The following is a 16505-nucleotide window of genomic DNA, read 5'->3' as shown; positions in this document are numbered from 1 at the left end:
CCGCCCGAAGGGGCTCATTCCCGCTCGGCGGGACCGCGCGCAGCGCGTAGGGTGCCCCAGTGAGCTTCACGTCGAACTACCTCGTGTGCGAGGGCCGCGAACTCCACTACACCGAGTGGGGCGCGCAGCACCGCGAGACGGTGATCGCCTGGCACGGCCTCGCGCGCACCGGCCGTGACATGGACGACGTGGCCGCGCACCTCGCCACGCGCTACCGCGTCATCTGCCCCGACACGATCGGCCGCGGCCTGAGCCAGTGGAGCCCGCAGCCCGAACGCGAGTACTGCCTCGCGTTCTACGAGAAGCTCGCGGTCGCGCTGGTCGATCAGCTCGGCCTGGTGCAGTTCCACTGGCTCGGCACCTCGATGGGCGGCGCGATCGGCACACGGGTCGCAGCCAACGCGCTGCACGGCCGCGTGCGGCGGCTGATCCTGAACGACAACGGGCCCGAGCTCGCGCAGGCTGCGATCGAGCGCATCCGCAGCTACGCCGGCAACCCGGCCGCGTTCGCGACCGTCAGCGAACTCGAAAGCTACTTCCGCAGCGTCTACAAGCCCTATGGCGCGCTGACCGACGCGCAGTGGCGGCGCCTGACCGAGACCTCGACGCGCCGCCTGCCCGACGGCCGCGTGACGCCGCACTACGACCCGGCGATGGTGATGCAGTTCACCCACCACACCGACGACTACCTGCAGTGGGACGACTGGGACCGGCTCGACATCCCGGTGCTGTGCCTGCGCGGCGAGAGCTCCGACCTGCTGCTGCCCGCGACGGCCGAGCAGATGCGTCAGCGCGGCCCCTGCGCGGTCGTCGTCGAGATCGCCGGCTGCGGCCATGCGCCGGCGCTGAATACGCCCGAACAGTACGCGCTGGTGGAACGCTTCCTGGCCGGCGTCTGAGCGCCGGCGCCTTCGCCAGGCGAGCGCTCAGCGCCTGAACTTGCCGTCCTGCCCGATGATCGAGAGGTCGGCAAAGTCGAGCCCGGTGTGGTCGCCCGGGCCGTAAGTCACCTCGAGCCCGCCGATGTCGTACTTGTGCAGGCCCTCCAGCGCCTGCTGCAGCTTGACGCGGGTCGGATTGGCGCCGGCGCGGCGCAAGCCCTCGACCAGCACCTTGGCGCCGGCAAAGCCTTCGAGCATCGCGGGGGTCACCTCGGTCACGCCCTTGGCCTTGGCAAGGTCGTTGGCCTCTCTGACGATTGGCGCCGACAGCGAGCGCTCATAGGGGAAGATCTGCGTCACGATGGTGCCGCGGGCATGCTCGCCCATCTGCTTGATGAAGCCGCCCGACGCGTTGTTCGACACGGTCACGATCTGGGCCCGCGAGCCGGTCGCGCGGATCGCCTTCGTGCCGTCGGACACTGCACCCGCCGAGCCGATCAGGAAGATCGCCTGTGCATCCGACTTGGAGACCTGCTGCGAGATGCCGGTGAAGTCGGGCTTCACGCGGTCGAACTTGTCGATGAAGACCGGCTTGATCTTGGCCTTTTCGTAACCCTTTTGCGCACCGATGGCGCAATCGGCGCCGAAGCTGTCGTCCACATGCACGAGCGCGATGCGGGTCAGGCCGATCGTCGCCAGGTGGGTGATCGCCTTTTCGGCTTCGCGCTGGTAGGTGGCGCGCACGTTGAAGATCCACGGGTTGACCGGCTTGTGCAGGATCATCGCGCCGGTCGACGGTGCCACCAGCGGCACCTTGTACTCGTCGAGCAGCGGCGCGATGGCCTCGGTGTGCGGCGTGCCGCGGTTCAGGAAGAGCGCGATCACGTTGCGCTCGACGATCAACTGCTTCGCGTTTTCGGCCGCCAGCTTCGGATCGAACTTGTCGTCGAGCGAAACCAGCTCGATGCGCTGGCCATTGACGCCGCCGATCGCGTTGACATGGTCGATGTACAGCTTGGCGCCTTCGGTGTTCTCCTTCACGCCCGAGGCCACCGGGCCGGTGAAGCCCGAGGTCTGGCCGACCACGAGCTGGGCCCACGACGAAGAGATGGCAAGAAGTGACAGCAGGCTCAGCGCCAGGCCGCGGCAGGTGGTTGCCAAGGGGGTCATGTGTGTCTCCGGTGTGTCCTTCAGGAACTTTTCCGCGCGGTCCTCGCAGCGGGCCACGGCGAAGCGCAGTGTGCGACTCCGTGTGATTCGCGGCATGTGGAAGACCGAGGGGCGGGACGACAAAGCGTGTCAAAGGCCCGCAACCGGAATGTTTCGCATGGCGCGGAATGCTCGGCACCCTCCGAGGAAGCCCACCCTCGATGACCTCCGGAAGACCCATGCCGACGGCGATCGGAATCGCCGCCGTTCGCTCCTAACCGCGCCCGGTCGCGAGCCACTGGCCGAGCACGCTGCGCAGCTGCTCGAGCTGCACCGGCTTCGTCAGGTGCTCGTCGATGCCGGCCGCGAGGCTCGTCTGGCGGTCGGCGTCCATCGCATGCGCGGTCAGCGCGATGATCGGGAAGCGCCGCAGCTCGCCGGCGTCCTGCAGCGCGCGCAGGCGGCGCGTCGTCTCGAGGCCGTCCATGCCGGGCATCTGGATGTCCATCAGGACCAGATCGGGCGGTGTGCTGCGGCAACTGAGCATCGCCTCTTCGCCGCTGCCGACGACGGCGGGCCGCAGGCCGAGCGCGGCGATCATCTCGCGCGCGATGATCTGGTTCAGCAGGTTGTCTTCGACGACGAGCACGCTGGGCTGGGTGTCGATGGGCAGATGCGGCGGCCGCGGCGGCGCCGGTGCAGCGCGAGCGATCGGCGCATCGGATTGCAGCAGCCCGTGCAGATCGGTCGGCGTCAGCGGCGCGATCGCGATCCGCATCTGCCAGCGCTCGGTGGCCGCGTGCACGGTGCCGAGGTCGAAGTCGGGACGCAGCAGCAAGGTCACCGGCACCTCGGCGCGCAGGCAGGCGCGCAGGCGCTCGAAGTCGGTGTCGGCGGCCAGCGTGTCTTCGGCGATCACGACGCAGCACGGCGCCCGCGCCGGTTCGGCGCGCAGACGATCGATCGCCGCGCCGACATCGGCCAGCACCTCCGCGGACCCGCAGATGCGCGCCAGCCGCTCGCAAAAGCCCAGCCCGTGCGCGGCGTCGCGCGTCAGCACCCAGGCGTGGCCGCCGGGCGCACGGGTCGTGGGGCGGGCCGAAAGCGTCGGCGCGGGCGCGGCGGCGAGCTGCAGCTCGACGCGAAACTCCGAGCCCTGGCCGGGCCGGCTGCGCACCGACACATCGCCGCCCATCAGCCGCGCCAGCATGCGCACGACCGGCAGGCCCAGGCCGGTGCCGCCGTAGCGCCGCGCGATGCCCGAGTCGCCCTGCTCGAAGGGCTCGAACACGCGCGCCGCGGTCGCTTCGTCCATGCCGACGCCGGTGTCGCGCACGCGCAGCCGCACGCGGCACGGCGTGCCCTCGGTGCCGCCTTCGATCATCACGATCAGCAGGATGCGGCCCGCGTCGGTGAACTTGATCGCGTTGCCGAGCAGGTTGCTGATGATCTGCCGCACGCGCCCCGCATCGGCGCGCACCTGCGTGATCTCGCCGACATAGTCGAAGCCGACCTGCAACCCGCGACGGCGCACCGAAGGCATGAAGCTGCGCAGCGTCTCGGCGGCGAGGCACGCGAGGTCGAACGGTTCGTCGCGCAGCTGCAGGCGTCCGGCTTCGGCGCGCGCGAAGTCGAGCACATCGTCGAGAAAGCCGAGCAGCGCCTGGCCGGCCTGCTGCGCCAGCTCGAGGTAGCGGCGCTGCTCGGCGCCGAGCGCGAGCGCCTGCGCGAGCTGCGTCATCCCGAGCACGCCGTTCAACGGTGTGCGCAGTTCATGGCTCATGTGGGCCAGGAAGCTGGCCTTGGCCTGGTTCGCGCGCTCGGCCTCGAGGCGCTGCGCCTCGGCCTGCTGCAAGGCGGCCGCCAGGTGCTGCGTGCGCTCGCTGACGCGCTGTTCGAGCACGGCCTGCTGCGCGCGCAGCGCCTCGGTCGCGACGACCTGATCGTGCACGTCGTAGAGCGCGCCGACCAGCACCGCGGCCTTGCCCTGCGCGTCGGGCCAGACCGTGAAGCGGCCGCGGAACCAGCGATAGCTGCCCTCCTTGACGCGGATTCGCGCCTGGACTTCGCCGCTGCCCAGCGTGCGTATCACCCGCGCATAGGCCTGCTGCACCGCGCGCGTGTCGTCGGCGTGCAGGCGGCTGCGCACGACTTCGATCGAATTCGGCAACTCGTCGTCCGCGAAACCGAGCAGGGACTTGTAGCGCGGCGAGTACCAGACCTCGTCGGTGTTCAGGTCGCGTTCCCAGATGCCTTCGTTCAGGCTCTCGAACAGCCGCCTGTCGTGGCGCGCGGCCGCGTGCATCAGCCCGGGCGCCGCGGCGGGAACGGGAGAGCTCGACACAGACGGATCGTCACTCATGCTGGCTGCGGCCGATTCGGGCGAATCGCGGATGTTAGCGTGGCTTCGCCGCCGCGGGCCGGGGTCTTTGGGCGTCAGCTGCTGCAAAAGCCGCTCGGTCCCTAGAATGTTCGGCTCGCTCAGGAAAGTAGTACCCGCATGACTTCCGGTCTGATCCGCATCCGCGGTGCGCGCCAGCACAACCTCAAGAACATCGATCTGGACATCCGCACCGGCGAGATGACGGTCGTGACCGGGCCGAGCGGCTCGGGCAAGTCGAGCCTGGTGTTCGACACGCTGTACGCCGAGGGCCAGCGCCGCTACGTCGAGACCTTCAGCGCCTACGCGCGCCAGTTTCTCGACCGCATGGATCGCCCGGCGGTCGACCGCGTCGACGGCGTGCCGCCGGCGATCGCGATCGACCAGACCAACCCGGTGCGCAGCTCGCGTTCGACGGTCGGCACGATGACCGAGCTGAACGACCACCTGAAGCTCTTGTTCGCGCGCGCCGCGCAGCTGTTCGACAAGCAGACCGCGCAGGCCGTGCGCCACGATTCGCCGGAGACGATCTATGCCGAGCTGATGGAACGCAGCGCCGGCCGCGACCCGCGCCTCGTCGTCACGTTCCCGGTCGAGCTGCCGGGGGGCACCAGCGCCGAGGAGGTCGAGCAGTGGCTCGCGGCGAGCGGCTTCACGCGCGTGCAGGCCGAGCGCGAGGTCGCGTCGCCGACCGGGCCGCGCAAGCTGCTGGATGTGGTCGCGGATCGCTTCCGCATTCAGGGCACCGAGAAGATCCGCGCGATCGAGGCGATCGAGACGGCGCTGAAGCGCGGCAGCGGCCGCGTCATCGTCTACGCGTTGAACGACGACGCCGAGCCGCAGCTGTGGCGCTTCTCGACCGGCCTGCACTGCCCCGAGAGCGACATCCGCTACGCCGATCCGCAGCCGGCGCTGTTCAGCTTCAACTCGGCCTACGGCGCCTGCGAGACCTGCCGCGGCTTCGGCCGCGTGATCGGCGTCGATTACGGCCTGGTGATTCCCGACGGCCGCAAGACGCTGCGCGCCGGCGCGATCAAGCCGATGCAGACCCCGGCCTGGAAGGATTGCCAGGAGGATTTGCTGAAGTACGGCGGCGAGGCCGGCATCCCGCGCGACACCGCGTGGAACGCGCTGTCGCAGGCGCAGCGCGACTGGGTCATCAACGGCACGCCGAACTGGAAGGGCAACTGGAACAAGCAGTGGTACGGCGTCAAGCGCTTCTTCGAGTACCTCGAGAGCAAGGCCTACAAGATGCACATCCGCGTGCTGCTGTCGAAGTACCGCAGCTACACGCCCTGCGAGGTCTGCGGCGGGGCGCGCCTGAAGCTCGAATCGCTGCTCTGGCGCCTCGGCACGAAGGACGACGCGGACGCGGTGCTGGCGCCGGCCAGGCGCTTCCTGCCGCGCGGGGTGGGCTGGCGCCGTGACCAGCTCGAAGCGCTGCCGGGGCTGACCGTGCACGACCTGATGCTGATCCCGATCGAGCGGCTGCACCGCTTCTTCGATCAGCTGAGCCTGCCGAGCACGCTGCTCGACGATGCGCTGAAGCTGCTGCAGGACGAGATCCGCACGCGCCTGAAGTACCTCTGCGATGTCGGCATCGGCTACCTGACCCTCGATCGCCAGAGCCGCACGCTCAGCGGCGGCGAGGTGCAGCGCATCAACCTGACGACCGCGCTCGGCACCTCGCTGGTCAACACGATGTTCGTGCTCGACGAGCCGAGCATCGGGCTGCACCCGCGCGACATGAACCGCATCATCGAGGCGATGCACCGGCTGCGCGATGCCGGCAACACGCTCGTCGTCGTCGAGCACGACCCGGCGGTGATGCTCGCGGCCGACCGGCTGATCGACATGGGGCCGGGCCCCGGCGAGCGTGGCGGCGCGATCGTCTTCGACGGCACCCCCGATGCGATCCGCCACGCCGACACGCTGACCGGCGCCTACCTCGGCGGCCGCAAGCATGTCGGCATGGGCATCAAGCGGTTGATGAGCGAGGGCACACCGAAGCTGATCCTCGAAGGCGTGCGCGATCACAACCTGAAGAGCGTCACGGTCGAGTTCCCGCTGCTGCACCTGGTCTGCGTGACCGGCGTCTCGGGCTCGGGCAAGAGCACGCTGATGCAGGACGTGCTCTACCCCGCGCTCGCGCGCCACCTCGGCAAGGCGACCGAGACGCCCGGCGAACACGACGCGCTGCTCGGCGCCGAGCGGCTCGGCGACGCGGTCTTCGTCGACCAGTCGCCGATCGGCAAGACCGCGCGTTCGAACCCGGCCAGCTATGTCGGCGCGTTCGACGAGATCCGCAAGCTGTTCGCGCAGGCGCCGCTGGCGCTGCAACGCGGCTACGGCGCCGGCATGTTCAGCTTCAATGCCGGCAACGGGCGCTGCGCGACCTGCGGCGGCTCGGGCTTCGAGCACGTCGAGATGCAGTTCCTCTCCGACGTGTACCTGCGCTGCCCCGACTGCGACGGCCGCCGCTATCGGGCGGAAATCCTCGATGTGAAGATCGATCGGCGCTTTCCCGGCAATGGGATTCGTGAACTGTCCGTCGCCGATGTCCTGGAGCTCACCGTCAGCGAGGCGGTGCAGCTGTTCCGCGACGACCGCGAGGTGCTGCGCGTGCTGCAGCCGATCGTCGATGTCGGCCTCGAGTACGTGAAGCTCGGCCAGCCGGTGCCGACGCTGTCGGGCGGCGAGGCGCAGCGCCTGAAGCTCGCCGGCTTCCTGGCCGAGAGCTCGCAGAGCCTCAGCGCGAGCCGACAGCCGCTCGCGCGGCGCGGCACGCTGTTCATGTTCGACGAGCCGACGACGGGCCTGCACTTCGACGACATCGCGAAGCTGATGCGCTCGTTCCGCAAGCTGCTCGATGCCGGCCACTCGATCATCGTGATCGAGCACAACCTCGACGTGATCCGCGCCGCCGACTGGCTGATCGACCTCGGCCCCGAAGGCGGCGATGCCGGCGGGCGCGTCGTCTGCACCGGCACGCCCGAAGACGTGAAGCGCCACCCGACCTCGCACACCGGCAAGGCGCTCGCCGACTACGACATCGCGATGGGCCTGGCGGGCCACGCCGTCGAGGAAGGCGTGCCGCTGCAATACCTGTTGAAGGCCACGCGCGACGAGAAGCGCGTCAGCGACAACATGATCCGCATCGTCAATGCGCGCGAGCACAACCTGAAGTCGCTCGACGTCAGCATCCCGCGCGGCAAGTTCAGCGTCGTCACCGGCGTCTCGGGCTCGGGCAAGAGCACGCTCGCGTTCGACATCCTGTTCAACGAGGGACAGCGCCGCTACCTAGAGTCGCTGAACGCGTATGCACGCAGCATCGTGCAGCCGGCCGGGCGGCCGGAGGTCGACGCGGTCTACGGCATCCCGCCGACGGTCGCGATCGAGCAGCGCCTGAGCCGCGGCGGGCGCAAGAGCACGGTCGCGACGACCACCGAGGTCTGGCACTTCCTGCGCCTGCTGTACGTCAAGCTCGGGCTGCAGCACTGCGTCAACGACGGTTCGCCGGTGAAGCCGCAGAGTGCCGAGAGCATCGCGGCGCAGCTCTTGCGCGACCACAAGGGCGAGCACGTCGGCCTGCTCGCGCCGCTGGTCGTGAACCGCAAGGGCGTCTACACCGACCTTGCAAAATGGGCCAAGGCACGCGGTCACACGCACCTGCGCGTCGACGGCGAGTTCCTGAAGGTCGATCCGTGGCCGCGCCTCGATCGCTTCAAGGAGCACACGCTCGAACTGCCGGTCGGCGACATCGTCGTCAGCGCCGACACCGAGCCGGCATTGCGCGCGCTGCTCGCGAACGCGCTCGAACTCGGCAAGGGCGTGATGCACCTGCTCGCGCCGCTCGATGGGCTGAAGGGCGCGATGATGGCCGACACGCCGACCGCGCAGATCGGCAAGGTCAAGGTGTTCTCGACCAAGCGCGCGTGCCCGACCTGCGGCACCAGCTACCCCGAGCTCGACCCGCGCATGTTCAGCTACAACAGCAAGCACGGCTGGTGCACGACCTGCGTCGGCACCGGCCTGAAGCTGACGCGCGAGCAGCGCAAGGCCTACGACGATTCGATGCGCGACGATGACAACAAGGGTCGCGAGCAGAGCTTCCCGTCGGAGGAAGAAGAGGTCGAGGGCGTCGTCGACGAGCCGTGCCCGGATTGCGCCGGCACGCGGCTGAACCCGGCGTCGCGGCTCGTGAGCTTCGAGGGCGAGCCGATCACGACGATCGGGCGCTGGTCGGTCAGCGACGCACGCATCTGGGTCGAGGCACTGGCGCTCACCGGGCGCGACGCCGAGATCGCGCGCGATGTCGTCAGCGAGATCAGGAGCCGCCTCGAGTTCCTCGAAGAGGTCGGCCTCGGCTACCTGACGCTGGACCGCGCCGCGCCGACGCTCTCCGGCGGCGAGGCGCAGCGCATCCGCCTCGCGGCGCAGCTCGGCAGCAACCTGCAAGGCGTTTGCTACGTGCTCGACGAGCCGACGATCGGCCTGCACCCGCGCGACAACCAGGTGCTGCTGAACGCGCTGCAGAACCTGAGCGACAAGGGCAACACGCTGGTCGTCGTCGAGCACGACGAAGACACGATCCGGCGCGCCGACCACATCATCGATATCGGCCCCGGCGCGGGCAAGCGCGGCGGCAACCTGGTCGCCGAAGGCAGCGTGACCGAGCTCGCGAGCCACCCCGATTCGGTCACCGGCCGCTTCCTCGCGAACCCGCTGCTGCACCCGCTGCAGGCGCGCCGGTTCATCGAGCCGGTGACGGCCGACACGGTGCGCAAGGAGAGCGAGGCGAACCGGCTGCTGACGATCCGCGGCGCCTCGCTGCACAACCTGCGCGGCGTGACGGTCGATCTGCCGCTGAAGCGCCTCGTCGCGGTCACCGGCGTCAGCGGCTCGGGCAAGTCGACGCTCGCACGCGACGTGCTGCTCGCGAACCTGCAGTTCATCAACACGCGCGGCGCGAAGCCGAACTGGCAGGGCTGCGAGCGCATCGACGGCTGGGGCTACATCGACCGCGTGCTCGAAGTCGACCAGACGCCGATCGGCAAGACGCCGCGTTCCTGCCCGGCGACCTACATCGGCTTCTGGGACACGATCCGCAAGCTCTTCGCCGAAACGCTCGAGGCGCGCGCGCGCGGCTATGCGCCGGCGCGCTTCTCGTTCAACACCGGCGAGGGCCGCTGCGCCGGTTGCGAAGGGCAGGGCGTGCGCACGATCGCGATGAGCTTCCTGCCCGACGTGAAGGTGCCGTGCGACGTCTGCCACGGCGCACGCTTCAACGCCGAAACGCTGGCGGTGAGCTGGCGCGGCAAGAGCATCGGCGACGTGCTGAAGATGGAGGTCGACGAAGCGGTCGAGTTCTTCGCGTCGATGCCGAACATCTCGCACCCGCTGCAGCTGCTGAAGGACGTCGGCCTGGGCTACCTGACGCTCGGCCAGCCGTCACCGACGCTGAGTGGGGGCGAGGCGCAGCGCATCAAGCTCGTCACCGAACTGAGCAAGGTCAGGGACGACGTCGGGCGCCGCGGCAACAAGGCGCCGCACACGCTGTACGTGCTCGACGAGCCGACGGTCGGGCTGCACATGGCCGATGTCGAACGCCTGATCCGCGTGCTGCACCGGCTCGTCGACGGCGGCCACAGCGTCATCGTGATCGAGCACGATCTCGATGTGATCGCCGAGGCCGACTGGGTCGTCGACCTCGGGCCCGAAGGCGGCGTGAAGGGCGGCGCGGTCGTCGGCGAGAGCACGCCGGAGGTGCTGGTCGGCAATGCGGCGAGCCACACCGGGGCGGCCTTGCGGCCGGTGCTCGCGCGGGTCTGAAACAGGGCCCGGGCGGCCCGCGTCAGCGCTCGAGCGGCCAGACCATGTAGGTACAAGCGATTGGCCTTGGGGGGTGAAGACCTCTTCAAAAGGGACTAACGTGTCAAGGCGGGCCGAGGCGCAGCGTTTGCCCGCCGGAAAGCTGTCGCGCGGGGGAGGGTTCTCTGCCATGGGTTCGGTCCTCAGACTCGAGCCGGGTGATGTGGCCTCGGGCATGGGTCCCGCCGGCGACCCTGTGCCCGGCGCGTCGCCGCCGGTGGCCGTGCAGCAACCGGCATCGCCGTGGCCGGCCGGCGATTCGCATCTGGTGCCGTGCCCGCACTGCGGCGTGCTGAACGGCCGGTCGGCGTCGACTTGCTGGGGCTGCGAGGCCGGTTTGTCGGGGATCGGGCTGTTCGAGCCCCCGCCTGCGCCGGGCTTCGCCGCTGAACCTTCCGAAGACCCCGAACCGCCACCTGCCGGGGCCGCTGCAGCGTCGCTGGGACCGACCGCGCCGCTGGAGGCCCGGCAACCGCTGGCGCTGTCGCACCCCGGGACCTTGGCGCGCCGCCGCACGCGGGAGATCGTCGCGGCGGTCGCTTTCGCGGGGCTCGTGGGGCTCATTGCGGGGGCTTACCGGTACGTCAACGCGCCGGACTTCAGTGCCCTGAAGGCGATCCCGCCTGCGCCCGTCGCCGCGCGGGCGGTTGGCGTCGTCGCCGATGCGGAGCCGGTTGCGCCGGTGCGTACCCCGCCATCCGACGCCGATCGACCCGAAGGCACCCAGCCCGCCGCAGCCGCGAATGAACCGGTTCGCGGCGCGACCCGGCCCAAGACAGCACGTTCGGCAACGACTGCGGCACCGAGGGACCCACGCGGCGGCACGGCGCGCGCTGCGCTGCGTTCGGCGGCCGGCGCGGTGCCGAAGCTCGACCCCCCCGCCGCGGCGCGGCCGAGGTCTGCGGCGCCGGCGTCCTGCACGGCGACCGTCGCGTCCCTCGGCCTGTGCGCCGAGGACTCGGCCAAGGCGGCTGCGGCCATTCCGATGCCCGCGCCACGGCCGCGTGCACCCCAGCCCGAGCCCGCTGCGCAGAGGTCTGCGCCGCCGGGGCCTTGCACCGCGGCGGTCGCCTCCCTCGGGTTGTGCGCGGCGACGCCGGATCACGCGAAGGAGTGACGATGGCCTGGAAACCGATCGGCAGCTGGCTGCTCAGCGCGGCGTCCGTGTGTGCGATGCCGGCGCTGGCGCAGGTTCCGTACAAGATCGTGACGGCGTCGGAACGCGGTACCTACATCCAGATCGGGCGCGACATTGCGCGCTTCGTCGCCCCGGCCGCGGGCATCGACCTCGACGTGCTGCCGTCGGCGGGGTCGGCGGAAAACGTCCGGCGGCTGCGCCACGAGCCCGGCGTGAAGTTCGCGATGGTCCAGTCCGACGTCTACCAGGCCTTTCTCGACCAGGACCGCAGCGGCAATGCCGAGGCGGGCGTGCTGATTCGCCCGCTGCGCGTGATCATGCCGCTCTACAACGAGGAGATCTACTTCATCGCCCGGGCCGACTCGGAGTTCGAGTTCGTCCACGAGATCAAGAAGGCCAGGATCAACGTCGGACCGCTGCTCAGCGGCACGGCGATGTCGGCGACGACGCTGTACCGGCAGATGTTCGATGCACCGATCGCCGAGGCGAACGCGAGCTATCTCTCCAACGAGGAAGCCCTCGTCAAACTGACGGGGGACAAGACGCTCGACGTCGTCGTCGTGGTCGCGGGGCAGCCCGCCAAGCTGCTCGCCGACATGAAGCCGGAGGCGCGGCAATTGATCAAGCTGCTGAAGTTCGACGCGAGCCGGCCCGAGAGCCAGGCGGCGCTGAGGACCTACTTCCGGGTCACCGTGCGCGCCGCGAGCTATCCGAACCTGTTGGCCGAAGACGTGCCCGGCCTCGCGGTGAAGGCCTACCTGGTCACCTACGACTACGCGCTCGGCGCGACGGTCGCCCAGCTGCGGAAGTTCGCGCGTTCCTTGTGCCAGAACTTCGACACCTTGCAGACCTCCGGACACCCGAAGTGGCGCGAGGTCGACCTGACGCTGCCCGAGCTCGGCCGCGGCTGGCTCTACTACCCGCCGATGCTCCGCGAGCTGCAGAGCTGCCCGACCGGCAAGCGCACGGCCGCACCGGTCACGGCCTGCAGTCAGCAGGAGCGAGTCCTCGGGCTGTGCAAGTAGCGGGCGAGGTCGGACTCAGCTCGCCTTGCGGTAGGCGCGCACCCAATCGACCTGCAGCGACTGCGGGAAGGCGCTGTCGTCGATGCCGTGCCGGCCGGCCCAGGCGCCGCCGATGGCGAGGTTCAGCAGGATGTGGGCCGGGCCGGCCAGCGTGCCGTCGGCGTAGATCCAGTTGTAGCCGCGCGTGTAGATCTTCTTGCCGTCCACGTACATCGTCACGCTGGTCGCGTCCCACTCGGCGCCGACGGTGTGCCAGCCTTCGTTGAAGTTGAACGGTGCCTGGTAGAAGGTCCAGGTCGTGTTGAACGCCGGGTCGGCGTAGAGCAGCGGCGAGGTGGCGGTGCTGCTCGTCTTGACGACACCGGAGTGAAGCATGTTCAGCTTGTCTTCGACGCCGTTGTTGACGAACTCGAAGATGTCGATCTCCGGCGGCCAGCTCAGGCGGCCTTCGGCCGAGACGTCGGAGGTGAGCCAGAACGCCGGCCACACGCCCAGGCCGCCCGGCATCTTCACGCGCGCCTCGTAGTAGCCGTAGCGCGATGTCCAGAGCGACCGGATCATTCCCGATTCGTAGTTGATGCCGGAAGGATCGGTCGACGAGACCTTGCGGGCCGTGAGATTCAGGATGCCGCCGGCGACGCTGTGGTTGTCGTTGTCGCGATAGCGTTGCTGCTCGTCTTTCAGCCGGTCCGTCGTCTCCATGCCGTAGATGTAGCGCGTGGCCCACTTGTCGCGGTTCAGCGCGGTGCCGTTGAATTCGTCGTTGAACGCGAGCACGTAGCCCGACGGCACATACGAACCGACCGTCGACGCGATCGCTTCGGTCTGCACGATCTCCGCGCGCATCTTCAGCGACACGCTGTCGATGATCGTGCGCGTGCTGCCGTTCGCGGTGAACGTCACGTCGGCCATGCCGGTGAACTCGGGCGTCGTGAAGTCGAGCACGTAGTCCTGGTACACGTTCGAGGCGATGCTGAGCTTGTAGGTGCGAAAGGCCTCGTAGCCGCTCGGCCGGTGGAAGCGCATCGCGATCTGCGTCGTGCCGGTGGTCTTCTCGTTGCGCGCCTTCACGATCAGCCGGTACGACTTGCGCGGCGCCAGCGCGACCGAGCCGAAGGTCTGCAGCGCCTGCCAGCCGACGTTCAGCGCCTTGCCGCCCGCGCGCAACTGGCTCGAGACCAGCACCGCGTCGCCGACCGTCCAGCCCGTCAGGCCGTCGGCGAACAGGCCGTTGCGCACGAGTTCGTCGGGCAGCACGGTATACGACAAGGCCGTCGCCGTCGGGGTGTCATCGGGCGCCGCGACCGCGGGCGCATCGGAAACGGCTGCGGCTTCGGCCGTAGCACTGCTGCTGGCACTGCCACCGCCACCGCAGCCGGCGAGCAGCAAGCCGCCGAGCGCGGCGAGGACGAAGGAGGCCGCGCGGGCCTTGTTGAGAATTGACATCGTTGATCCGGGGCATGGGAAAGGGCTTCCGTCCGTATCGACGCGGCGCCCGGTGCCGATGGCCGCAACTTCGACACCGGAGCGGCCGGCCTTGACCCCCGAATTGGTAACCGCGGCGAGGGGCGTGAACTGTGTCCGGCGCGGTTGCGCATCGCGCGCGATTCACGCGCAATTCACGTGCACGTCACGGGCGCGGTGTGGGCGCCGCGTCGGGCGCCGCGCCCAGCGGCGGCGCGACATGCTCGAGCGGCCGGCACTCGGCGTCGACCGCGTAGCGCCACGCGATGCCCGCCGCCGCGAGCACGAGCGCAGCGCCGACCCCGTAGCCGACGAAGACGTTCGCGCGGCTGCCGGTCTCGATCAGCGCGCCGAACAGCGCCGGCGCCGCGAAGCCGCCGACGCCGGTGCCGATCGCATAGAAGATCGAGATCGACAGCGCGCGCATCTCGAGCGGGAACACCTCGCTGACCGTCAGGTAGGCCGAGCTCGCCGCGGCCGACGCGAGAAAGAACACCGCCGACCAGGCCAGCGTCTGCGTCGCCGCGCCGAACAGGTCGAGCACGAAGCCGACGCCGGTCAGCGCGAGCGCGACGCCCGACAACGCGTAGGTGGCCGCAATCATCACGCGCCGACCGACGCGGTCGAACAGCGGCCCGAGCAGCAGCGGCCCGAGCACGTTGCCGGCCGCGAACGGAAAGATGTACAGCCCGACTTCGGCCTCGCCGACCGCGTAGAAGCGCGTCAGCACCAGCGCATACGTGAAGAAGATCGCGTTGTAGAAGAAGGCCTGCGAGACCATCAGCGCGAGCACGAACGCGCTGCGCTGCCGGTAGCGCCGCAGCAGCACGTGCGCGACTTCGCCGAAGCTCGGCAGCCGCGTCCGCGTGAACGCGATACCGCCGTGCGCGGCGACCTCGTCGAGCGGCTGCCGGTGTTCCGCGCGCACGCTGTCCTCGATCTGCGCGACGATGCGCTCGGCCTCGGCCGCGCGGCCGTGCGCGAGCAGCCAGCGCGGGCTTTCAGGCACGTGGCGGCGCACCAGCAGGATCGCCACCGCGAGCACCGCGCCGAGCAGGAAGCCGGCGCGCCAGCCGAGTTGCGGGCCGAGCACGCGCGGGTCGAGCAGCGCCAGGCTCAGCAGCGCACCGATCGCCGCGCCGATCCAGAAGCTGCCGTTGATCGCCAGGTTCACGCGGCCGCGCACGCGCGCCGGGATCAGCTCGTCGATCGCCGAGTTGATCGCCGCGTACTCGCCGCCGATGCCGACGCCGGTGATGAAGCGGCAGATGCCGAAGCCGACGAAGCCGGTCGAGAACGCGGTCGCGACGGTCGCACCCATGTAGACCAGCAGCGTCAGCAGGAACAGTCGCTTGCGGCCGAGCGCGTCGGCGAGCCGGCCGAACACCAGCGCGCCGACCACCGCACCGCCGACATACAGCGAACCGGCCCAGCCGATCTGCGTGGCGCCGAGCCCGAGCGTGTCGGGCCGCTCGAGCACGCTGCCGATCGAGCCGACGATCGTCACCTCGAGTCCGTCGAGCACCCACGCGACGCCGAGCGCGAGCACGACGCGCCAGTGCCAGCGTGACCAAGGCAGCCGGTCGAGCCGGTCGGGGATGTTGCTGCGGACCACCACGGCGCCGAATATCGCCGAAGCGCGCGATCGGCGCAGATCGCCTTGCGCGAAAGATGGGCAAGGGGATGACACCGCGCACGCGACGGGGCACATTGCTGGCGCCCAGACTCCTAGGCCACGGAGGTCACGATGAACCACCAGGATCCATTCGCCGACTTGAAGCAGCGCCAGCGCGAGATGTGGGCCTCGTTCGCACCGACGGCGATGTTCACGACGCCGGTCGCCGGGCACCTCGTGCGGTTCGCGGGCGTGACCGCCGGCCAGGCCGTGCTCGACGTCGGCACCGGCACCGGTGTCGTCGCGGTCACCGCGGCACGCGCCGGCGCGCGCGTCACGGCGCTCGACCTGACGCCCGAGCTGCTCGAGCAGGCGCACGAGAACGGTCGCATCGCCGCGCACCCGGAGATCGTCTGGACCGAGGGCGATGCCGAGCAGCTGCCCTACGCCGACGCATCGTTCGATGTCGTGCTGAGTCAGTTCGGGCACATGTTCGCGCCGCGCCCCGAGGTGGCGATCGCCGAGATGCGCCGCGTGCTGAAGCCGGGCGGCCGCATCGGGTTCGCGACCTGGCCGCCCGAGCACTTCGTCGGGCGCATGTTCGCGTTCGTCGGGCGCCATTCGCCGCCGCCACCGCCCGGCGCTGCGCCGCCGCCGCAATGGGGCAGCCCGACGATCGTCGCGGAGCGCCTCGGCGCGCGCTTCGATGCGCCGTTCTTCGAGCGCGGGACGATGGCGGTTCCGGCCCTCAGCCTGGCGCACTTCCGGCTGTTCCTCGAGCGCGGCGTCGGTCCGTTGCAAAAGCTGATCGAGGGCCACGCGGCCGATGCCGCCAAGGTGGCCGCGCTGCGCGCCGAGTTCGACGAGATCGCCGCGCCGTACTACGCCGACAACGTCGTCCGCCAGGATTACCTGCTGACCCGCGCGCGCGCCCGCTGAGGACGCGGACGCGCTCCGCACCGCGATTTCCGCGTTTCATCCC

At 69.9% G+C, this 16505-nt stretch carries 9 protein-coding genes; 5 read left to right on the top strand and 4 right to left on the bottom strand.

From position 1 onward, the window contains the following. Positions 1-59 precede the first annotated feature (59 nt). Complete coding sequence (locus AC1DTW_RS00605; protein WP_477978043.1) at positions 60-899, top strand: alpha/beta fold hydrolase; 840 nt, start codon at positions 60-62, stop codon at positions 897-899. Between the two features lie 27 nt (positions 900-926). Here the strand turns inward: AC1DTW_RS00605 and AC1DTW_RS00600 are convergent, their stop codons facing one another. After that, a complete protein-coding gene (locus tag AC1DTW_RS00600; protein ID WP_477978041.1) occupies positions 927-2051 on the bottom strand; it encodes an ABC transporter substrate-binding protein in 1125 nt (374 codons plus the stop codon). A 253-nt stretch (positions 2052-2304) separates the two neighbouring features. Beyond that, the gene (locus tag AC1DTW_RS00595; RefSeq protein WP_477978039.1) at positions 2305-4392 is read right to left on the bottom strand and encodes a PAS domain-containing hybrid sensor histidine kinase/response regulator; all 2088 of its coding nucleotides are present in this window, start codon (positions 4390-4392) and stop codon (positions 2305-2307) included. 138 nt (positions 4393-4530) lie between these two features. Between AC1DTW_RS00595 and uvrA the strand changes: the two genes are divergently transcribed. The 3 genes from uvrA (at position 4531) to AC1DTW_RS00580 (ending at position 12444) form a co-directional block, all read left to right on the top strand. Beyond that, entirely contained in the window at positions 4531-10242 is a 5712-nt protein-coding gene (gene uvrA, locus AC1DTW_RS00590) for an excinuclease ABC subunit UvrA (RefSeq protein ID WP_477978037.1), read from the top strand. Between the two features lie 169 nt (positions 10243-10411). Beyond that, complete coding sequence (locus AC1DTW_RS00585; protein ID WP_477978035.1) at positions 10412-11398, top strand: hypothetical protein; 987 nt, start codon at positions 10412-10414, stop codon at positions 11396-11398. A 2-nt stretch (positions 11399-11400) separates the two neighbouring features. Next, a complete protein-coding gene (locus AC1DTW_RS00580) occupies positions 11401-12444 on the top strand; it encodes a TAXI family TRAP transporter solute-binding subunit (RefSeq protein ID WP_477978033.1) in 1044 nt (347 codons plus the stop codon). A 15-nt stretch (positions 12445-12459) separates the two neighbouring features. Here the strand turns inward: AC1DTW_RS00580 and AC1DTW_RS00575 are convergent, their stop codons facing one another. Both AC1DTW_RS00575 and AC1DTW_RS00570 read right to left on the bottom strand, forming a co-directional pair. Then, positions 12460-13890 carry a glycoside hydrolase family 16 protein gene (locus AC1DTW_RS00575; protein ID WP_477978031.1) on the bottom strand — a complete coding sequence of 477 codons (1431 nt, stop codon included), beginning with the start codon at positions 13888-13890 and terminating at the stop codon, positions 12460-12462. Between the two features lie 184 nt (positions 13891-14074). Beyond that, positions 14075-15526, bottom strand: a complete 1452-nt coding sequence (locus AC1DTW_RS00570; RefSeq protein WP_477978029.1) for an MFS transporter — start codon at positions 15524-15526, stop codon at positions 14075-14077. Positions 15527-15655: 129 nt separating this feature from the next. Here AC1DTW_RS00570 and AC1DTW_RS00565 point away from each other — a divergent pair, with 129 nt between their 5' ends. Next, positions 15656-16462 (top strand): class I SAM-dependent methyltransferase, encoded by an 807-nt coding sequence (locus AC1DTW_RS00565; protein WP_477978027.1) that lies wholly within the window; start codon positions 15656-15658, stop codon positions 16460-16462. The last annotated feature ends 43 nt before the right edge of the window (positions 16463-16505 follow it).

It is taken from the genome of Rhizobacter sp. P5_A1, assembly GCF_056400745.1.
Note: the sequence above shows the minus strand (reverse complement) of the source record. Positions and strands in the feature narration are given on the sequence as shown.

Bases quoted from the DNA above. Each gene is read 5' to 3' on its own strand.
- AC1DTW_RS00600 (WP_477978041.1), bottom strand. From the start codon at position 2,051: ATGACCCCCTTGGCAACCACCTGCCGCGGCCTGGCGCTGAGCCTGCTG.
- AC1DTW_RS00595 (WP_477978039.1), bottom strand. From the start codon at position 4,392: ATGAGTGACGATCCGTCTGTGTCGAGCTCTCCCGTTCCCGCCGCGGCG.
- uvrA (WP_477978037.1), top strand. From the start codon at position 4,531: ATGACTTCCGGTCTGATCCGCATCCGCGGTGCGCGCCAGCACAACCTC.
- AC1DTW_RS00585 (WP_477978035.1), top strand. From the start codon at position 10,412: ATGGGTTCGGTCCTCAGACTCGAGCCGGGTGATGTGGCCTCGGGCATG.
- AC1DTW_RS00580 (WP_477978033.1), top strand. From the start codon at position 11,401: ATGGCCTGGAAACCGATCGGCAGCTGGCTGCTCAGCGCGGCGTCCGTG.
- AC1DTW_RS00575 (WP_477978031.1), bottom strand. From the start codon at position 13,890: ATGTCAATTCTCAACAAGGCCCGCGCGGCCTCCTTCGTCCTCGCCGCG.
- AC1DTW_RS00565 (WP_477978027.1), top strand. From the start codon at position 15,656: ATGAACCACCAGGATCCATTCGCCGACTTGAAGCAGCGCCAGCGCGAG.